The following is an 18,553-nucleotide window of genomic DNA, read 5'->3' on the forward strand; positions in this document are numbered from 1 at the left end:
ATCGCAGCTCATACTCTCTACGCATAAGCTCTACCAGCCTATCCTCTGCAATTGATCGTCTACGTTTATGTCTCAGCAAAGAATAAAGAGCGTTTAGCTCCTCAATGAACGTAAGCTCGAAGGGCCTATACTCACTCATATTTGCTTATCCTCGCTTTCACCGCTTGGAGCAGGGCCTCTTGCCCTTCTGCCTTGCTGTCTAGTCGTTTGATGACGTCCTCGTCCATCGTGCCCTCAGTGATGATGTGATGAATAACGACTTGCTTCTTCTGCCCTTGCCTCTGCAAACGACCGTTAGCCTGTTGATAGAGCTCTAAGCTCCACGTAAGCCCGAACCAGACTATCTGATTCCCGCCGTCTTGGAGGTTGAGTCCATGCCCGGCGCTGGCGGGATGGGCGAGGAATACCTCAATCTTGCCAGCATTCCAGTCGGCGATATCTTTCTCCGTTTCGAGCTTTCGTGCCCCGGGAATAGCTTTCATGATCCGGCTAAGATCGTGCTTATAGGTGTAGAACACTAGCAGCGGATTCCCATTCGATGCCTCCACGAGATCAGCGAGCGCTTCGATCTTGCCGTCGTGTATATGCCTCTCGTTTCGCTCCTCGTCGTATACCGCACCGTTTGCGAGCTGGAGCAGCTTGTTAGATAATACCGCAGCGCTATTTGCTACGACGTCTCCCCCCAGGAATGGCAGAAGCAGCTCCTTCTCAAGCGTCTCGTATTTACTCCGAGATTCGCGATCCAGTACGACCGGAACCGTCCGAAGGATCGGCTGCTTGAGCTCTAGCCAGTCCTCGGACTTCATACTCACGCAGATATCACCGATACGCTCGTAGACGTTCCGCTCGGACTCCGCTTTAGGCGAATAGGTCATAGCGTGAGGATTGCCTGCGGCATAGTTAGGCGCTGCGATGAAAAAGCGATCCCGGTATGCTGACATTGTTTTACCTAGACGCTCGCCTTGATCGAGGAGGTAGAGCTGAGACCATAGATCGATAAGGCCGTTAGGTGCTGGCGTCCCGGTTAAGCCGTATAGTCGCTTGATGAACGGCCTCACCTTACGCAAGGCCCGGAAGCGCTGCGAGCTGCTGCTCTTGAAGCTGGAGAGCTCATCGATGATGACCGTATCGAAGGGCCAGCGGTTCCCGGTCTGAGCTACGAGCCAAGGGATATTCTCGCGATTAATGACGTATATGTCTGCTGCGGCCTTGAGCGCCGTCTCGCGCTGCTTCTGTGTTCCGAGAATCTTCGAGATTCGGAGGTGCTGTGTATGATCCCATTTGCTCGACTCGCGGCTCCAAGTATCCTCGGCGACCCGCTTCGGGGCTACGACTAAAACCTTCGACGCCTCGAACGAATCGAATAACAGTTTCTCGATAGCGGTTAACGTGATGACCGTCTTGCCGAGGCCAAGGTCGAGAAACAATCCAGCGAACGGCTCCTCCATGATTTTCTCGATTGCGTACTCTTGGTACTTATGCGCTGCGAATCTCACCGACGTTTTCCTCCCTTGCTATACAATCCGATAAACTGCTCGATACCTTCCAGTGAGTCTATTGTGAACACTGGCAGCATTTGATCCTTGATCTCATCGTGCCGTTTCTGTTGGATGGGCCGGAGCTTTCCTCCCGGAGCTTTCATCTCGACGAATACGGCCCATCCTCCCGGGAACATACAGAGGCGATCCGGTACACCTATCAAGCTGGGGCTCGTGAACTTCCAACACAGCCCGCCGACGTCCTTTACTGCTCGAACCAAATTACGCTCCAACGCTGATTCTCTCACCCGAAAAACTCCTCCCATTTTCTGGATATCAGAATATCAGCAAATTTCCTATTTCTTCTGAAACTCGATTTAACCCATCTTTTTACCCCATCACCACTCTAAAAGATAGGTTAAATCAACTTAAACTCAAAAAGGTAAAAATGGTGATATTCTGATACAAGGCCCCTCAAACCCTTGGTGCGACTGGGTTTTTTGTGTATCAGTAAACTAAATTTGCTGATACTTTTGCTGATACACTGATACTTTTTCTGTAAATTTATGGATATCACCATTTGGCTTGCTGATACTTTGGTGATATCCAACATTTGGAAATTAAGCGTCACGCTCGAAAGCGGTTTGTAGTCCGAAGTCCTTGAACCTAACCCGGCCCGGTCGCTCCGTCCATCCCGGTATGCGACGGAGAGCATCACAGATTGCTTTCGCGTCCCAAGACTTCATATCACCTTTACTCCTACCTAAAGCGTTGCACCATATCTCAATAGCGCACACTCTCACGCGCTTCTCGTTAATGTCTGCGAACTCATCGGGAGCGCTGTCGAGATACTCCGCTATTAGTCCGTCTCTCGGATCGTTCTCTACATGGCGAGCTTGGACGGCCTCAGCCATTTCCTTCTCTCGGGAGGTTAATACGGTAGACTCACCCGCATCATAAAGCGCTTTAGCCTCTGCCCATAGCTGCCCGATCTCCCCCTCTTGGAGGTTATCCTCGGAGAGTGGATTCTTTGTCCGCTGCTCGACGTTGGAGGCGATAGGCCAAAATCGACGGTTGCCTGTTTCGTCCTTGAGAAAATTGAAGTTGTTCGTCGTGCCGAAGAAGATACACTTTCTTGGAAACTCAGAGACGACCCGGTCATAGGCGACCCGGTACATATCCGTCGTCTTAGAGGTGAATGCCTTAATCTCCTCGACGTCGGTCTTCTTCATAGCTGATAACTCCGCAAACTCGAATATCCATGAGTTTTGGAGATACTCTCCGGCCTCTTTGCTGTCGAACGTCTTAAGCGAATCGGAGAACCACTGGCGCCCCATCCGGGCTATGATCGTACTTTTTCCGCATCCCTGAGGGCCTTGTAGCACACATACCTCGTCAAACTTACAGCCCGGCTGATATATCCGCTTGATCGCAGCGACGAACATTTTGCGAGTAACGGCTCTCGTATACTCTGTATCCTCCGTACCAAGGTAGTCGATAAATAAGCGGTCAAGCCTCGGTATGCCGTCCCACTCCAGCGCCTCAAGGTATCGCTTAATAGGATGAAATCTGTTTTTCCTCACTACATGGGAAAATGCATCGAGCAGCATCCCCGACGCCTTAATATCATAGGCGTATGCGAAATGATGCCGGAGCTGCTTATCGTCCGCTCCGAGCCATGGCTCATAATCTACGTCGAGCCTCTCCGGGCCCCGCCAAGGAAGCCGACCCCGGATGACCTCGGTATTCTTGAAAGCATCATAGGCTAGTACGTTCTTAAAGGGCCTATTCGTGAGGATCAGCTCGATGTTCCTCGCGTTAGGCTGAATCGCTCCTGTTTTCCTGTTGATCTCAAGATCGCTCATCCATGCATCGGAGTCGACCTCGATCTCCTCGCCGTCCTCGTCCTCAAACTCCAGCGGCTCGAAATCATCCTGTGCTGTCGTCCGGGCCTTATATTTCTCGGTGAGCTCCAGCTTGACGACCGAGTCGCTCGTCGCGTGCTCACACATAGCATCATAGGAGGGCCTGCGGTGAGCTGGCGTGTTCTCGTGCTCGCTAGCATCGAGCTCGCCGAAGAGGTGCAGCCGGACAAGATCGAACGCGTTTACCTCTCTGCCGCTTATCGGATCGCTCTCATGATGCGAGTAGGCGAACAGGTCGTCGTATACGATCATGCCCCCATGAGACTCCGATCCGGTGAACGTCCATCGGTTCTCGACGGCTGTCTCCTCATAGGCGTCCGGGATAAAAGTCTCGATAGCCTCCGCGATCCCATACGCTCGGCAGAACGCACCGACGACGCCTTGCTTGGTCGTAGGGTCTTCCATCTTAGCGGAGGATTTACGGCTCATGCTGCTGTCGTAGCCGGGCCAGCTCGTGATATCCTTCCAGTCCTCATATCGAGCGAGGACGTCGTCAACGTCGACGAAATCTCCCTCCCCGATCTCAAGGATCGGATCGGCGTCCGCTGAGCAGCTCGGGTAGTACATAAGTTGATGCACGCGGAAGCAAGTCTCATCGAAATACTGCCAGCCGATCTCCTCGGCGAGCTTACGGCTTACGGCAGCATATTCGTCCGGCGTCATATCCCGGGAGACAGGAGCGACGAGCCGATACTTCTTGCTGCTCTCCCGGTAGGAGTGCGTAGAGTAGACGGCGTAGGCGTTGCCGCCGAGGATGAGCTCGACCATGCCTAGGAAATGATCGTCCGCGCTATCAGAGTCAAGCGTGATAAGAGAACGACTCTCGACCGCTGTCTTGAGCCTCCGGCCCCCTAGCACCGACCCGCCGACATAGCAAGGGCCGTCCTTGACTTTGCCCCGCTCCGCTAGCGTCATAGCATCGTACTGGGACATAGTCTCCTCAGTACGGCGAACGTCGCGGAGCTCATCGGCGAACTCTTCCCAAGTCATATAGGAGACTTTCCAATTCACTTCCGCGCGGCCCTTGCCTGTCGCGATATCGAGCATACGGTCGTCCATAGTGTGTAACTCCTTTGATTAAGATTCGATCATTTCCCGGTGCCTTGTTTCCGCAAGATATAGCCGTTCCAATCGCCGTACCTTCTATTAAGCTTGTTCTTGCTCAGCTTGCCGCGCTCCGGCCCGGTCATGATAGCCCGAGTGCTGGCGTCCTCCAAGCTCCAGCCATGCCGGAGCCTATAATGAAGGACTTGGTTAGAGATGCCGTTAGCCTCGGCCTGCTTCTTGACCTCGACCGAGATAGTCCGCTTACGGTGATTGCTCTCGATGAGGATCGTCGTCGGGTCTTGGAGCGGCGTCGTAGCTGCTCGCTCCTCGTCCCATCCGTAACCGTTCACGCGCTTATAGAATAGGAGCCGATTGATACCGTTAGCCTCAGCGATCTCTCTCCAGTGCTTCCGGTCGTTTTGGACTCGGATCGGCTTAGTCAGCGCGTCGACTTTCTTCCAGCCGCTATACATGCGAGCTTGGACTCGCGCCTTGCTTATCCCAAGCGCCTCGGCTGCGTCGTACTCCTCAGGCGTGACGTACATATCCTCGTAGTCCATAAGTATACCGCACCTCCGTCAGTTCATGTGACATTTAGGTTAAAAAAATTAGTCCTTCATATAGTATTTAGTTGCAAGCCCCGCCGAGCCAAGCTCCAAGCCCGGGCACCAATCGATAGGGAGAGCCATGATCCGCTCCATATCCTCGACCGATCCGCTCTCTTGGTCTGTGATGATCTCATCATGAACATGGAACGCGATCCGGTATCCTGACTCATCCAGCCGGAGCATACCCTCTCTCAAGCAGTCCCGGGCCGTCGCTTGTACGAGATTCTCGACGAGCTTCCCGGAATACGTTCGCAGCCTGCCCCATCGTTTAGTGTCTTGATCGACCCCTGCGTAGCTTATCTGAGGGCCGTACTGCCCTTCTTCCAGCTTCGGCTCGAAGTAGGCAAGACGTCTGCCGCTCGGGAGCTTCATGAACAGGAAGCCCGGCTCATACTCGAACGCTAAGCCATGATGTACCTTGACCGTCCGTCGCTCCTTGACTGCTTTAATGGCAGCATTGCCGACGTCCTTCCACAGCTTGACGATACCCGGATTAGCGTCGCGCCAAGCCTTGACCAGTCCGGGAAGCTCATCGTCGGTGAGCTCCCGCTTCTTATCCATATTGCGGAGCGCATTCGGCCCACCCATAAACCCAAGCGCGAGCTCGGCGATCTTCCCCCGGGCCCGGAGGCCGTACTCTGGATTACCTTTTTTGATGAGCTCCAGCGGCACGCCGAACATCTGCGAAGCGGACGCCTCGTATATCTTGCCATGAGTCCGAAAGACTTCCTGCCGCCATTTCTCATCGGCGTACCATGCAATAACCCGAGCCTCGATGGCGCTATAATCGCATATTTTGAAATCCCCGATGAAAGCGGTACGGATGAGCTGCGAGAGGACGTCTGACAAGCTGCCGTACAGCATCTCAAGCAGATCGTAGTCGCCTGCGATCAGCAGCTCCCGAGCGAGATCAAGGTCGGCACCTTCGAGGAAATTCTTCGGAAGGTTCTGCACCTGTACCAGCCGCCCGGCCCATCGTCCGGTTCTGTTCGCTCCGTAGAATTGAAGCAAGCCGCGTATTCTACCATCCGAACACACAGCCCGCTCCATTGCTTGATACTTCTTGACCGACGTCTTGGAGAGCTCCTGCCTAAGCCCGAGCATCCGCTTGACTTCCTCGGTATCGGCTTGCTTAAGTAGCTCCGGGATCGCGTCCTTGTTCAGACTCTCGACCTCCAGCCCCTCGGCCTCCTTGAGCCATGCCTTGATCTGTGCAGCGCTGTTAGGATTACTCATCCCGGTAAGCTCGACAGCCTCCTCGGTGAGTCGATCCTTGTAAATCTCATCGGCCTCGATAGCCCGATCCACTAGCGCCATGTTGACCCCGACGCCTGTGTCGTTAATACGTTGATCCAGCGCCCACATACGCCACTCTTCGGCAGGCAGATCATACTTGCCAAGAGCCCGATCGATCTCACGCTCGACGATGACGTCCTGCCTGCAATACTCCTTGTACTCGGCCCACTTCTCCGGGTCATGCTCGGGATAGTTTCGCAGCCTGCCGCCGTTTGCCTTAGTCGGCTTACATGGACAGGAGAAATACTTGATTAGGTTTTTACCCTTGGTGTCTTTCTGAGCATCGAGCCCGAGCACCTTGGCGACCCCTTCGAGATAACCTGGGAGGCCCATATAGGAAGCCTTGACTGCGGTGCAGCGCCACTCCTCGGCAGGCATAGCGAGCTTGAAATGTTTAGCGAGACAAGTCCGCTCGAAATTAGCATTGAATGCTTTCTTGATAATGGCCGGATCGAGCAGCGCCTTGACGACGTCGCTCGGGATATCCTCAAGGTCTGGCAGATCGATGACTCGAACAGGCTCGTCGTCGAAAGCATAGGCGAAGATCAGAACCTCGAAGTCCGGCGAATCCACGTAAGCGTAAGCGCCTGCTTTCTTGATGTCGACGCTGCTGTAAGTCTCGATATCGATTCTGAGCTCTCTCACTCAAACCCCTCGCAGTCGCTACACAGCCAGCAATCCGCGCACCCGGCGCTCTGCCGCTTAAGCTCCTGCCGGATTGCTTCCTCAGGGCCTTGCCAGCCGGGAGGCTTAATCCACTTTCCGTTCTCATCTCGATGGATCGTACCGTCGGGCCATACCTTCGCCTCGTTCGCAGTCATGACGTCGCCGAAGATCGGATCAGGATTTACGCCCATGAATGCAAACGAGCCTTTTATGAAAACATCCGCATCGATCAGCGCGTCGACTTGATCCTCCAGCGTCTCAGCTTGCAGAAGCTCGGCGAGCTCCTCAAGGATGAGCGCTGCCCGGAGTGTTACAAGACCGCCAAGTCCCGCGGCGTGCGATATCTTCATCCGCTCGGATAGGTAAGCGACCTTTTGACCGTAATATTCAGCGGTGCGAGTAATCTCTCCGCGATCCAACATAATAGGCGCTTCCGGGAGTTGCTCTCCGATTACCTCGTGAAACTTTCTAACCCGCTCGAAATGACTCATTCGGCATTCCTCCTATCATCTATTTGGAGCGTTAACCATATCGTCGTGAAGAACGCAGCGTACATGCAAACGAGGAAGAAAAGCGACGACGGAGCAAGTAAACGCTGATTCATTACATGCGGATACACCATAATCAGCAGTACCCATATAGCGGGTACAAGAGTGATATACAATTTTCTTGCGAGCTTCTTCATCGGATCATCTCCTTAGATAGAAAAGCGCGGAGCCAATCGACCCCGCGCCCTATTGGACTTACTAGCTGAGCATATCGTCGTCCTCTTCCAGTGCATCGAAGACGTCCTCCGGCTTCTCGCTCGCACCTCCGAGGCTGTTGCCGTCCGCTACCTTTTGCACGTTATTCAGTCCGACCGCGACGCCCTTGCTCTCTGCCGCATAGGCATAGAAGTTAAGGCTGAGTCGAGCATAGACGCCGCTGTATAGCTCCGTTGAGTCGGTGATAACGTCCGTATTACGGTCGATGATGCCGGGCTTGCGGTTCGAGCGAGCTGTGAAGAAGTAATGTCCGGCGAACTCCGGCTGTTCCTCGACGTCGCGCTCCTCATCACCGTCACGCAGAGTCGGCTTCATGCCCGGAGGAATCTTGCCGCCCCACTTGCTCGACTTGCCGAGCTCCTTCGCCTTAGCGATGCACTCGTTAATCATGGCGACCGTCGCCTTATCCGTCTTCGGGATCAGTACGCAGCACTCATATTTCTCGTCGCCCTTGTCGTTAGGACGCGGCGTGAATAGGTTGACGTAGCAGAGACGAACCTTGCCAGTAACGAGAGAAGTTTCAGTGAGTTTACGCGGTTTAATAGTTGCCATTTGGACATATCCCCTTTAGGTTGTTTTAGGTTAAAACGTCGAACTCAGAGCCAATCGATAACGGCTGGCGCTTGTCGCTCTCAGGAACGAGAGTCGGCTTGCCGGGAGGCTTGTCGATCAGGCCATCGAGCACAATGTTAAAATTCTTCTTGCCGACGAGCTTCTCAAGGTCGCCGATGCCGAGCAAGTCTTGCGGCTTGTGAATGTCGTTCCAAGAGTACCCACCCTTTTCCATGAGCCTATCGCGGGCAGCTTCGGCGTCCGTTATGGTGCGTCGGCTTACTCCTTCGACTAGCTTATACCCCGGTAAGCTCTTCCCTCCGAGGGCCTGCTTAAGCGCATACTCGGCGACGTCCTTCGCCCACAGGCTGAGCTGCTCGGCCTTGCCTATCACTCCGGCAATCTCATCTAACGTGAGGAGCTGCGGATCGGCGAACTCGTGCCGGGCAAGCTCAAGGTTAGCATCGGCGCGTGTCCGGCAAGTAGCTTTAGCCTTGCAGAAGCGACAATGCTCGCCAGCCTCGAACGTCCCATTTCCGGAGATCGCAGCCTCAGCAGCAGGCCGGACTTCATCCTCGGCCCACTGGAGCAGCTCGGCGACGGTCATCTCATCATCGGAGACGCTGTCGAGCCTCGGCTGTACGATCGTCATGCGGACGGTATCGAACTCATAGAGGCAATCGTAGCCGTTGATCGCGCCGAGCGCATAGAGCCTCATCTGCGGATTGCCGACGGCTGATACCGGGATGCCCTTGCCGTACTTTAAGTCGATGATCTCAAGGCGGCGGTCGGAGATGATGATGATATCCCCGGTGCCGAATTGCCCCGGCGCTGTCCATTCCGAGAAGTCGAGCCGTTGCTCGATGAGGATTACGGCGTCCTTATCCCTTGCGAGTGCCTCGTTAAAGCGTTCGAGGACAAGGTCGACGTATCGCCCGACAGCCTCAGCCATCTCGCGACTGTGATACGTCTTGTTTTTCTCGACAAACTCCCTAGTTTTAGCGATAAACTCGTCAGGTGTTATTATGCTGAGGTAGTGCCTCAGATTAATCTCGCTGAGCTCATGCGCTGCTGTGCCCTCGTTGGCAAACTCGCTGCTTGAATCCCCGCCGCCGATTGACTCCTCTAGCTCGACGCTCCCGGTGCAGCTCATCCAGCGTTTGGAGCCGGAGGCTGAGAGCTTGGCGTGCGCTCGTTCAGAATGTGCTATTTCCATTTGGACGCTCCTTTCTAAGCCTTGGAGATGCCAGTAATCTCAATCACCGCACCGTCGTTTTCCTCACTAATTTGTTCGGAGAGCATTATCTCATCTCTGGGCGAGAGAACCGCCTTATCAGTAGCTACACAGATAGAGCCAACAAAACCTATTGATCCGTTTCCGCGGTACCCTTTATAGCGCACGGTATAACGGTACTTTTGACGATACGTACGCTTAGGCATGATTACCATCCGGGCCGTTACCTCCTCGATAGTGATCGTGAATCATGCGGAGCTCGTTCTCTAACTTGTCGATCCGCTCCTCTGCTTCGATGGCCCGAAGGATGGCATGACGCCAGCCCTCCCGGCAGTTAAGCACAAAAGTCAGCGTATCCGTCTTGGCGTTCTCGACAATCACAAGGTCGTGATCCAAGTCCCTTGTCATTCGGCCTCCAGCGCTTCGGCCTCTTCCATAACGCGATCATAATGCATCGGGTCGATAGCGGAGAGCCTAGCAGCACCGCAGCCTGTGATGATTGCCTTGACTCCGTCGTTCTTGCCGTTACGCGCCAGCTCCTTGAGCTTCGCCTCGACGTCCTCTTTCGTCCATTGGCTCGAAGGGACAGCGTCCTCAGCTTCCGGCTCCGGTTCTGGATCGGCGACAGGCTCGACGTCCGGCCCCGGATCGTTAACCGGAACGGCGTCGGCGGCTTTCACCTTGCGCTCCTTCTTTGTCGGAGTAACGGAGGAAGCAATTACTTTGCCGTCCACTTCGACCGTTACATTCGAAGCCTCGGCAGGCGTAGCGCCGAGCCCGGCGATTAGGGTCTTGAGGTGTGATTGAAATTCGTCTTTCGTTGACGCTGTGATCGTGATTGTAATCATTTAGTTATCCTCCCGGTTAGGTAAATTGTATCGAGCTCTCATCTGCTCGTAGGTTGTTGCGTGAAATGCGGCCTTAGCTTCCCAAACCCGGTTAGAGAGTAAGGTACACTTGTCGGCCTTGCCTTGGTTCTTTGTGGTGAGCGCCATCCAGCGGAGCGCCTCCATGATATACGTCGCCTCTTCGCCATCTAGCAGGACGTTAAACCCTCGCCGCTCGCTCATAGGCTTGCTGCTTTCAATCGACGTGTGATAAAATGAATCAAATCCATGCCTTTCGCCTTTTGAGCTTCTGCGGCTCCTACCCCGCTGAGGCTCTTTTTCATTTGTGCGATTTCACCGTTAATCCAATCGATAGCAGCGGGCCGGACTTCGGCGTCGACCTTCTCGGGATGGCTGTGAACCCAATCGCGGATATGTTCAAGCTCAACTATTCGGCGTTCCGTTGTTTGCATCTTTGTCACCTCCTTTAATGATCGTAATGCAAGGCCCCGACAGGCTCTCCAGCTCAGCGCCGTCGCTCGGCATTCTTACCCGGCCTGCCTTGTGGTCGACATAAGACTCCTCGTACTCCCGGAAGCTCCACGTCGTACCTGTGCCGCTGTAATGACCGCCTAGTCTCGATCTCATTTTACTCACCTCCGTCAGTTTATGTGACGTTACGGTCACGCTCTTTCTGCTTCGGCGACTTGATGAGCCCGAGGCTTACGCCAATTGCATAATCGAGATGACCTTGCTTGTAACCCGGTACGTCGCCGATCCATCTGAAAAGTCTCGCCTTGTCAATCGTCCTAACCTGTTCACAAAGGATGATCGATGTCTTGAGCAGCCCCGGAACGTCTTGAGGAGATAGCGACAAGTGAGTAGGCATATACTTATTGCTGGCGTCCGTCAAGGCAGCGACGATTACAGTCGGGGCGAACTCATTACCTATATCGTTCTGCAGGATAGCTACCGGACGGTGTCCGGTCTGCTCACTTCCTAGGCTGTCGCTACCGAGATCAGCCCACCATATCGAACCGCGTTTATACATCATATGCACACACCTCCATAAGTTGAACTGACATTGTAGCTATAGCTCGTCGATCTTCGCGCATATCTCGTGCTGCCAATCCATATCATTACCGATTGAAGCGGCAAGCGAGAGGTTAAATAGCTTCGCCTGCTTGAACATATACGAGACGTGAAGGTCAAGACATTGGTGAAACTCTTTTCTTTCTGCGGCTGTAAAATCACTATCGATACGATTCTGCTTGTGCCATAGCTCGGCGAGCCTTGTATGAAATGGCTTTAGCTCCACAGGAACCACCACCCTACCGCGAGGATCGCCCCTCCGATGATTACGCACCATGCTGCAAAGTTGCTTGTTTCCCAAGTGTTAACAGTTATCTTGACGTTACGGTCGACTTCCTCGCCGTTAATCTTGATCCGCATACTACCGCCTCCTTGTTAGAAGTTTTGGAGTAGGGCCGTTTCACGTTCGTGCAATTGCTTGACTAGCTCCATCGTTTTAGCCGTCGCGACAGTATCGAAGCGCACTAGGTACATGATGTCGATGAGCTTGCTTTTCATCTCGGATACTTCGATTAGCTCGTTAATATTGCGATCTTTGTCGTCCATTGTCGAGCCTCCTCTACCCTTGTCAAGTAACATTAAATAATTTTAAAAATGGTAAAAAGAGGTATAAAACCACTTGCGTCAGTAATACTGACGTGATACATTAGAACTACCGGAAGAACAAAACCTCAACAGTCGCCCCGAGATACCTCGCCATAGAGATCGCGAGAGCGGTCGACGGAGTCAAACGGCCTGCCTCGATATGTCGGATATAACTTTCACTGACGCCGAGATCAAGAGCCATAGAGCGTTGGGTCTTACCGAGTGCAAGACGAGCGTTACGAAATTCAATCCGCATATTGTTTTTCACCTCCTCATGGTGGGGAGTGCGTCAGCGTATGTGACGTCGCTTAACTAAAGTATCACGCCTTGAGCTTGACCGTCAATAGGCAATTTAATTTAATTTACCGGAGGAGTAAGAGACTATGATGGACTACAAAGAGGTATTTCCAAAACGATTAAAGGAGAGAAGACTCGCATTAGGCAAGACGCAGGATGAGCTCGCGGATCATTTAGGAGTGGGCAGGACTAGCATAGCAAACTATGAGATCGGCAGGAACTTCCCTCTAACAGAGACATTCCTTAAGATTGCAGATTTTCTTCATACGTCTATTGATTATCTGCTGGGGCAAACACATGACCCCGAACCATTTAAGGATCAGGGCCGATTAAATATCTCTATTGATTCTTTGGAGGATTTACCTCTCGTGTATCAAGGACAGGAGTTGACGACTGAGCAGAAGCGCTTTCTAACATCCCTGCTTCGCTCCGCAATGGGTCTCCAGCAAGGAAAAGAGTAAGGGAGTGATGAATCCGGTCTACCGAGATCGGGGCTCCATGAGAGGCCCAATACTTTAATAAAACCGAAACGTCAAGCACAGCGGCAAAAATCATTGCAAGTTTTCCCCCAAATCGAAATATGTAGTATCGAAACGTTTCGGTGCGTAATATAGCATATCATAGAAGTTATTGGAAATACAAGACCCAAATACGAACACCTGTTCTCGTGAAAGTGGGGGAATTTTATGCCTGTTTATAAGGACGATAAAACGAATACATACTATTTCAAAATCAACTATAAGCAAGACGGCTCGTACAAGCAGAAGCTCCGGCGCGGCTTCTCTACCAAAAAGGCAGCGACCGCTGCGATGGCTGAGCTAGAGACGGAGCTCAACAAGGGGACATTCATAGAGGATAGCCGGGAAACTCTCGGCGCGTATCTCACCTATTGGCTGGAGCTCCGAGAGCGGCAAGTGGAGCGCCGGACGATCATCTTCTATAGGGGGCTGCTATTAGGGCACGTCGTCCCGGAGCTCGGAAGCAAGCCGCTCCAAGACCTCCGAACGGAGGACTTAGACCGACTATATGGCAAACTTGAGGACAAGCTCGGGACGGAGTGTATAGCAAAGACTCACAGCTTATTGTGGTCTGCTCTCGATCTTGCGGAGAGGCGCGACAAGATCAGGAAGAACCCGGCGACCGACGCGACGCCTCCGAAGCACGCCCATAAGGAAATGAGATTCTGGAACAAAGAGCAGGCTCACACGTTCCTTGAAGCCTCGAAAGGCTCGCGCTATTATGAGGTGTTCCTACTCGCTCTAACGACTGGCATGAGGCGCGGCGAGATACTCGGCTTAAGCTGGAAGGACGTCGACCTCGAAGCCAGAACAATAACGATCCGGCAGACCTTCGACGGCGAGCAGCTCCACAGCCGCACAAAGACCGCCGCGGGACTGCGGACAATCGGGCTAGACGAACATACCGCCGAGGCCCTGCGAGCGCTGAGGGGCCAGACGGAGCACGAGAAGAAAGAAGCCGGAGACGTCTATGAGGATAACGACCTCGTCATGAGCACCAAGATCGGCAAGCCTATCGATCCGTCGAACCTAAGGTATATGTTCGTCACCCTTACTAAAAAAGCAGGCGTCCCTCCGATCCGCTTCCATGACATGAGGCATACGCACGTCGTCGTGCTGCTGCAAGCCCGGGAGAACAGTAAGCTAATCGCCGAGCGCATGGGCTGGAAAAGTGTCAACATGCTAGACCGATACGGTCATGTCATCCCTTCCATGAGGCAGGAAACCGCGAAGCTGTTCGGGGCTTCATTCTTCAATGATACGAATAGTGATACGAATAGTGATACGAAACTAGAGGCAGAGGCGGGCGATCCGAGGAAGCCAGCGGAAGAGAAAAAAGCGAAAAGCCCGCAGTAGCAAGGGTTTTAGGAAGCTAGGGGATGTTAAAAGCCGCGGCGTCTTCATCGATAGTGGATGAAGGTGGTTTACCTTTATTATCAAGGAGTTTCGAGTATCGGACAATGAACGGATTCCTGTAGTTATTGTACTTTTTCCACCATGTAATCCGGTTAAATCAGTTGAGCATCGTTGAATCCCACCCGGCCCAAATAGCCGACCTGACCGGTGCTTCGAACCTGGACCTGATCGTAATATTCCAGTCCGCCTCTTGGACCCTCTTCATTCGTACTGCTTGGAATGTTCCATCTCATCGAGAAGATCTCCGTACCGGCAGGCAACGCTATTGAAGTAGAACTCCCATTGGGTTCGGCATACAACCGTTGATCCGCCGTTAAGAGATGTACTCGTTTGGTCACCTCCGGCACTAATTTCGTTCGGCGCAAAGCCAGCTTCGCGAGCTCTGTCACGTACGGTGTTTGATCTTGCGTCGCCAACTCTAATGCAGCTTGGGTTGCATCACCTGTTGCGATCCGCCCTAAACTCATCACGGTATAATAGCGAACTGTTTCACAGGGGTGCTTCAACAGCGGCACCAGAAACGGAACCGCCGCTTCCCCGAGTGTTTCCCATTGGAAGGAACCGATATAGTAAATGCCATGCTGCTGCATGGAATTGAGATTACAATCTGGGGATGTGGCGGTTTTCTCCCATTCGGATGCTAATCTCGCCGGGTCCGGGACCGTGAAGCCTGCAAGAAGCTCACTTCCAACCGTTAATGGTACGGCTAACGATAGCCGATTGCTCGCAGCTAACGCAGCCGGCGTTTGGTGAAATTGAGGGGCTAAGCAGGTTAAACTATCCCCGTATTGAACGACGTAATAGGGATAACCGCCTGCCCTCTGGTAGTCAATGCCGGCATCCGGGATCAGAATAGGCTGACCTACCAGAATCAGTTGTGGATCACAGATCACATTCACTTCCAACAGCCGTGCGACACTAGAGCCGAAGCGGTCAGCGATTCGCTCTAACGTATCGCCGCCTTGTACGACATAGATCATGCGCATCTCTCCTCTCCTGCCTATACGGTATTCACGCGAACAAACAAAAGGAACTGCCCCTGGGAGCAGTTCCTTGTATTGAATAGATTAGGTTTCGCTTATTTCAGCAGATCATGATCCACGTAACGTGTTCCGTTCAGCTCACTGATGACGTTAATGGCAACTTTAGCACCATCGCCTGCAGTAATGATCGTATGCACGCTGACGCCAGCTGCCGTACCGGCTACCCAAACGCCGGCAACGTTCGATTTTCCGCTGGCATCCACATCGAATACTTGTTTAATTCGCGGCTCCGTGCCTTCTTTTACCGACAAACCGATTTTCTCAGCCAGATCTGTCGAGATGCCCGTTGCCACAATGACATGGCTGCCTTCGAATTGCTGCGACTCCGTCGCTACGCTGAAACCGTTCTCACTCTTGGTTACATTAACTACTGTATCTTGAATCAGCTCTGCACCGAATTTAACCGCTTGCTTCTTGCCTGTCTCAACGAGCTCGGGACCTGTCGTTTCCAGCAGACCGTAATGGTTCTCGATCCATGCCTTCTTCGTCATGCTCTTGTCGCTGTCGATCAGAAGTGTCTTCTTGCCAGCCTTGGCTGCGAATAATCCTGCACTTGCTCCTGCAGGGCCTGCTCCGATAATGATAATGTCGAACATGAATAATCACTCCTTCATATGATTACAGATCATTGCAGCATTCCTACTCCCAATCATAAGCCATTCGATAGAGCGGTTGCAAGTTGTCCATTAGAGCCGGAGCGACATATGAACTTGTTCGATATAAGGCTTGAAACCAAGACGATCCAGCAGCTCAAGCAGCTCTTCATTGCTCTGCCTAATGTTAAGCGTCATTCGTTTATAAGGCATTTCCAGCGGGCTATACACTTCTTTGAGAAGTGCTTTGAGTATCTTTCCTGAATCCGACCTTCTTGGCGCCGCTTCGCATTGATAGAGCACAATTGAAGCCAACATGCCGTCATCCCTATAATTCCGTTTGTATATCGCATAGCCTACGAGCTCTTCTCCATCTGCGATGATGAGGCAATCTCCATCCTTCTGATTATGCCAGCTCGTCTGCCAAGCGGCATCATGATTATAGAAGGATAGCATTCTTGCATCGCGCGGCTTTGCATGCCTGATCACAAACCGATGCGGAAAGCTAGGCAGGAGTAAGCTCGGGTCTATAGCGTCCTCATTGACGGAACAAACCAGTTGTCCGGTGATTTGATAACCGGCACCTTGATAGAGCTTAATTGCCGCTTCATTCTGTTTAATGGCTTCGAGAAGTGCAAGATTAGCCGCTTGTTCCCGGTACAGCTGCACATTTTGCGCCATGAGCTGTTTTCCGTAGCCTTTGCCTCGATGCGCAGGAGCAATTCCCGTACCGCCGTTCCAAGCTATTTTCACTCCGTTAACGGTCCGAAAGCCATTCATCGCAAATCCGGCCGGTTCACCATCGATCAGCATGGCGAGCGAATGCTCAAGCGACAACCCTTCACTGACTGTTCGAGCCATAAATCGATCGAGATCCATGGCAGCATTCGTGAAATACCCTTCGAATCCTTTGTTCCACAGGGAGACGATCTCATTAGCCGGAAGTTGGCTGAAGCGGTTAAACGTAATCATGCTAAGTACCCCTCTCTAAAATAGGTATAGTACGGCTCCACCGGAGAATGGAATCGCAAAAGTCACTTTCGACCCGCCCTGGACGGACTCCGCTGGCAGGACAGCACCATTCACAGGATCAAACCATTCTACTTGCCAATTACCAGGTGCCGCGCTTAAATCGATGATTAACGGTCCGTTTGTTGGCTCGGCATAAATAAGAAAGCCGTTCTCCGGCGAAGCGAGACAATAACGGGAACTTGCGATTTCTTCATTGGGAATCGCTTGCTGAAGGCCGATTCGATCGGCATACCGCCGAATGTAACCCATATTACGGCGAAGTGGCTCCCAATCCGGATAATCGCGAGAATTCAGCTGTACATTACCCGGATAACCCGGCAGTGGAGCACCCGGAACCGGACACCATGAATCCATGAATATGGGATTGAGCCCTCTAAGGAATGATTTCCACACCCAATGATAATTTCCTCCATGGCCCCACAAGTGATCGGTATCGGAAATGATGATCTTGCTTCCGTCGCCTGCAGGAGGGTCAATTTGATATTCGTTATCTGGCCCTTTTCCCGGTGAAATCCAGTCGGCAGTGGAGTCAAATAAAAGGGTATTCTCTTGCTCCCCGCCAATTGCCGTCATCCCAACCGGATGCTGCTTCGGCAGTCCTGACTCGTATTCATGCACGTACTGTATCATGTGAGTATGCCACTTCAAAGCCCGATCCGAGTTCTCGACTTCGTTAATAATTTCGAATAACACATGGTCCAAATCATTCACGGTATCGATACATTTTCGGATAAATGCTTTCTGCAGCTCTACGATCGAGGGAATTTCCAGGCTATACATATCCGTTCGGCCATCGCCGCTGCTATCGCCATGAATCCCATTACCATTATTTGCTCGGTTATAGGGATGCGAGAGCCACGGGTCGCTTCCCTCCCTCGCATTCTTCGGGCACCAGCCGTCGAAGAACATCACGGACACATAGATGCCGCGTTCCCCGGCTTGCACAACTCGTTCCCGCAATCGTGCAAAATACGACTCATTCCACTTCGTCAAATCGAATTGCGGCAGCCCATCATGAGCTGCCTGATCTCCAGTCCGCATGTACGGCATCGGATCGAAATATACGTTATCTAACGTCCACGGTGCATAGAGCGGATGCCCCCACTGCCATAACCGCATGAAATTATGGTTATTCTCTGCCATCATGGTGAGATATTCCTCGTAATCAAACGCCGGTCCACTTTCTAAACGGAGATCCTGAAGGTTCGCCCACGTATGCGAGCCGGTTAACAGAATGATTTCGCCTGCCCCATCTTCAAAATACCTCGGATTCCGCTCGCTCTTTCTTAATACCCCATTCGACATAATCGTAATCGTCATTGGATTCCACCCCTTCCGATGATTATGGATTGATTATCCGGAAAGTACCGTCCCAAATATCTCCATCATAGCATACAAAATAGGCATGCAAGTCTCGTGTTTTTCGGCGTTTGGGAGAAAAAATAATGCGTTTGACGACAGCCGGGATAATAGTGGATGGAGTTCGTACAAGGTGGCGCCAGGGCAACACTTTGGTTGAAAGTGATCGGTTTTGGGGGTATGTGTGGCTCCTAGAGCTACACATTACAGAAACTAACAAT

Annotated in this window: 24 protein-coding genes; 2 read left to right on the forward strand and 22 right to left on the reverse strand. The window is 52.5% G+C overall.

The window, feature by feature from the left end; translation table 11 throughout:
- Nucleotides 1–131: 131 nt before the first annotated feature.
- The 18 genes from AC6ESO_RS21965 to AC6ESO_RS22050 all read right to left on the reverse strand — a co-directional run bounded on the left by AC6ESO_RS21965 (nt 132) and on the right by AC6ESO_RS22050 (nt 12,330).
- The gene (locus AC6ESO_RS21965; RefSeq protein ID WP_497093258.1) at nt 132–1,496 is read right to left on the reverse strand and encodes an SNF2-related protein; all 1,365 of its coding nucleotides are present in this window, start codon (nt 1,494–1,496) and stop codon (nt 132–134) included.
- Entirely contained in the window at nt 1,493–1,786 is a 294-nt protein-coding gene (locus tag AC6ESO_RS21970) for a VRR-NUC domain-containing protein (RefSeq protein WP_497093259.1), read from the reverse strand. Before AC6ESO_RS21970 ends, AC6ESO_RS21965 begins: the two co-directional genes overlap by 4 nt.
- A gap of 312 nt (nt 1,787–2,098) precedes the next feature.
- The gene (locus AC6ESO_RS21975; protein ID WP_497093260.1) at nt 2,099–4,462 is read right to left on the reverse strand and encodes a virulence-associated E family protein; all 2,364 of its coding nucleotides are present in this window, start codon (nt 4,460–4,462) and stop codon (nt 2,099–2,101) included.
- Between the two features lie 29 nt (nt 4,463–4,491).
- Nucleotides 4,492–5,010, reverse strand: coding sequence for a hypothetical protein (locus AC6ESO_RS21980; RefSeq protein ID WP_497093261.1), 519 nt, complete (start codon nt 5,008–5,010; stop codon nt 4,492–4,494).
- Between the two features lie 48 nt (nt 5,011–5,058).
- Nucleotides 5,059–6,999, reverse strand: a complete 1,941-nt coding sequence (locus tag AC6ESO_RS21985) for a DNA polymerase (protein ID WP_497093262.1) — start codon at nt 6,997–6,999, stop codon at nt 5,059–5,061.
- Nucleotides 6,996–7,511, reverse strand: a complete 516-nt coding sequence (locus tag AC6ESO_RS21990) for a pyrophosphohydrolase domain-containing protein (RefSeq protein WP_497093263.1) — start codon at nt 7,509–7,511, stop codon at nt 6,996–6,998. Before AC6ESO_RS21990 ends, AC6ESO_RS21985 begins: the two co-directional genes overlap by 4 nt.
- A 255-nt stretch (nt 7,512–7,766) precedes the next feature.
- The gene (locus AC6ESO_RS21995) at nt 7,767–8,336 is read right to left on the reverse strand and encodes a DUF2815 family protein (RefSeq protein ID WP_497093264.1); all 570 of its coding nucleotides are present in this window, start codon (nt 8,334–8,336) and stop codon (nt 7,767–7,769) included.
- A gap of 25 nt (nt 8,337–8,361) precedes the next feature.
- Nucleotides 8,362–9,552 (reverse strand): DUF2800 domain-containing protein, encoded by a 1,191-nt coding sequence (locus AC6ESO_RS22000; RefSeq protein ID WP_497093265.1) that lies wholly within the window; start codon nt 9,550–9,552, stop codon nt 8,362–8,364.
- A 14-nt stretch (nt 9,553–9,566) separates the two neighbouring features.
- Nucleotides 9,567–9,785, reverse strand: a complete 219-nt coding sequence (locus tag AC6ESO_RS22005) for a hypothetical protein (protein WP_497093266.1) — start codon at nt 9,783–9,785, stop codon at nt 9,567–9,569.
- On the reverse strand, nt 9,769–9,978 hold the full coding sequence (locus AC6ESO_RS22010; protein WP_497093267.1) for a hypothetical protein: 210 nt from the start codon (nt 9,976–9,978) through the stop codon (nt 9,769–9,771). Before AC6ESO_RS22010 ends, AC6ESO_RS22005 begins: the two co-directional genes overlap by 17 nt.
- Nucleotides 9,975–10,418, reverse strand: a complete 444-nt coding sequence (locus tag AC6ESO_RS22015) for a hypothetical protein (RefSeq protein WP_497093268.1) — start codon at nt 10,416–10,418, stop codon at nt 9,975–9,977. The genes AC6ESO_RS22010 and AC6ESO_RS22015 overlap by 4 nt, the downstream gene beginning before the upstream one ends.
- Nucleotides 10,419–10,636: 218 nt before the next feature.
- Nucleotides 10,637–10,870, reverse strand: coding sequence for a hypothetical protein (locus AC6ESO_RS22020; protein WP_497093269.1), 234 nt, complete (start codon nt 10,868–10,870; stop codon nt 10,637–10,639).
- Nucleotides 10,842–11,045: a hypothetical protein gene (locus AC6ESO_RS22025; protein ID WP_497093270.1), complete on the reverse strand. Its 204-nt coding sequence runs from the start codon at nt 11,043–11,045 to the stop codon at nt 10,842–10,844. The genes AC6ESO_RS22020 and AC6ESO_RS22025 overlap by 29 nt, the downstream gene beginning before the upstream one ends.
- Before the next feature lie 19 nt (nt 11,046–11,064).
- Nucleotides 11,065–11,451 (reverse strand): type II toxin-antitoxin system PemK/MazF family toxin, encoded by a 387-nt coding sequence (locus AC6ESO_RS22030; RefSeq protein WP_497093271.1) that lies wholly within the window; start codon nt 11,449–11,451, stop codon nt 11,065–11,067.
- A gap of 36 nt (nt 11,452–11,487) precedes the next feature.
- The gene (locus AC6ESO_RS22035) at nt 11,488–11,715 is read right to left on the reverse strand and encodes a DUF7667 family protein (RefSeq protein WP_497093272.1); all 228 of its coding nucleotides are present in this window, start codon (nt 11,713–11,715) and stop codon (nt 11,488–11,490) included.
- Nucleotides 11,706–11,849 carry a hypothetical protein gene (locus tag AC6ESO_RS22040; RefSeq protein ID WP_497093273.1) on the reverse strand — a complete coding sequence of 48 codons (144 nt, stop codon included), beginning with the start codon at nt 11,847–11,849 and terminating at the stop codon, nt 11,706–11,708. Before AC6ESO_RS22040 ends, AC6ESO_RS22035 begins: the two co-directional genes overlap by 10 nt.
- A gap of 15 nt (nt 11,850–11,864) precedes the next feature.
- Nucleotides 11,865–12,035 carry a hypothetical protein gene (locus tag AC6ESO_RS22045; RefSeq protein WP_497093274.1) on the reverse strand — a complete coding sequence of 57 codons (171 nt, stop codon included), beginning with the start codon at nt 12,033–12,035 and terminating at the stop codon, nt 11,865–11,867.
- Between the two features lie 106 nt (nt 12,036–12,141).
- Entirely contained in the window at nt 12,142–12,330 is a 189-nt protein-coding gene (locus tag AC6ESO_RS22050) for a helix-turn-helix transcriptional regulator (RefSeq protein WP_497093275.1), read from the reverse strand.
- A gap of 127 nt (nt 12,331–12,457) precedes the next feature.
- On the opposite strand from AC6ESO_RS22050, the gene AC6ESO_RS22055 reads away from it, so the two are divergent.
- Both AC6ESO_RS22055 and AC6ESO_RS22060 read left to right on the forward strand, forming a co-directional pair.
- On the forward strand, nt 12,458–12,832 hold the full coding sequence (locus tag AC6ESO_RS22055; RefSeq protein WP_497093276.1) for a helix-turn-helix domain-containing protein: 375 nt from the start codon (nt 12,458–12,460) through the stop codon (nt 12,830–12,832).
- Between the two features lie 225 nt (nt 12,833–13,057).
- The gene (locus AC6ESO_RS22060; RefSeq protein ID WP_497093277.1) at nt 13,058–14,245 is read left to right on the forward strand and encodes a site-specific integrase; all 1,188 of its coding nucleotides are present in this window, start codon (nt 13,058–13,060) and stop codon (nt 14,243–14,245) included.
- A 152-nt stretch (nt 14,246–14,397) separates the two neighbouring features.
- On the opposite strand, the gene AC6ESO_RS22065 is transcribed toward AC6ESO_RS22060, so the two are convergent.
- The 4 genes from AC6ESO_RS22065 to AC6ESO_RS22080 all read right to left on the reverse strand — a co-directional run bounded on the left by AC6ESO_RS22065 (nt 14,398) and on the right by AC6ESO_RS22080 (nt 18,293).
- Nucleotides 14,398–15,291 (reverse strand): LysM peptidoglycan-binding domain-containing protein, encoded by an 894-nt coding sequence (locus tag AC6ESO_RS22065; RefSeq protein ID WP_497093278.1) that lies wholly within the window; start codon nt 15,289–15,291, stop codon nt 14,398–14,400.
- Between the two features lie 92 nt (nt 15,292–15,383).
- The gene (locus tag AC6ESO_RS22070) at nt 15,384–15,944 is read right to left on the reverse strand and encodes an FAD-dependent oxidoreductase (protein ID WP_494819908.1); all 561 of its coding nucleotides are present in this window, start codon (nt 15,942–15,944) and stop codon (nt 15,384–15,386) included.
- A 90-nt stretch (nt 15,945–16,034) separates the two neighbouring features.
- Nucleotides 16,035–16,913: a GNAT family N-acetyltransferase gene (locus tag AC6ESO_RS22075; protein ID WP_497093279.1), complete on the reverse strand. Its 879-nt coding sequence runs from the start codon at nt 16,911–16,913 to the stop codon at nt 16,035–16,037.
- 15 nt (nt 16,914–16,928) lie between these two features.
- Nucleotides 16,929–18,293 carry a DUF6298 domain-containing protein gene (locus AC6ESO_RS22080; RefSeq protein WP_497093280.1) on the reverse strand — a complete coding sequence of 455 codons (1,365 nt, stop codon included), beginning with the start codon at nt 18,291–18,293 and terminating at the stop codon, nt 16,929–16,931.
- Nucleotides 18,294–18,553: the final 260 nt, after the last annotated feature.

Source organism: Paenibacillus rhizoryzae (assembly GCF_059686995.1).